The organism is Pseudoalteromonas sp. S3260 (assembly GCF_005886925.1).
Classification (GTDB): domain Bacteria; phylum Pseudomonadota; class Gammaproteobacteria; order Enterobacterales; family Alteromonadaceae; genus Pseudoalteromonas; species Pseudoalteromonas tetraodonis.
In genome coordinates this window covers 1-311 of record NZ_PNCV01000363.1, presented here as the reverse complement: position 1 = coordinate 311, position 311 = coordinate 1, and the positions used below count along the sequence as shown (strand labels likewise).

The following is a 311-nucleotide window of genomic DNA, read 5'->3' as shown; positions in this document are numbered from 1 at the left end:
ATACTACCCGTACCCTCTAAAAAAATATCATCCTGCTCGTAGTACGTAAAATCAATCGTTTTTTGAATGATGAATTTTTCTTCGATCGCTTTAAGTACTGTTGGTTTACGTTCCAGTCTTCTATTCTTGGGATACATCGGATACAAGCAAACAGTTCCATTTGTATGAAAAGAGATCCAGTTATTAGGGAAAATTGAATCGGGGGTATGTGGGTCAGGGGTATCTTCTACAACGGTTAGATCAATTCCATGTGATCTTAATACACTAATAAATTGGGTAAACTCTGCAGCAGCTTTTTCCTGCGCTAGCGT

The 311-nt window shown here is 38.3% G+C and carries 1 protein-coding gene; it reads right to left on the bottom strand.

Annotation, left to right across the window (positions count from 1 at the left end; translation table 11 throughout):
• Nucleotides 1-311, bottom strand: a 311-nt coding sequence (locus CWC14_RS18805) for an arginine deiminase-related protein (protein WP_249928791.1), incomplete at both ends; no start/stop codon positions are given.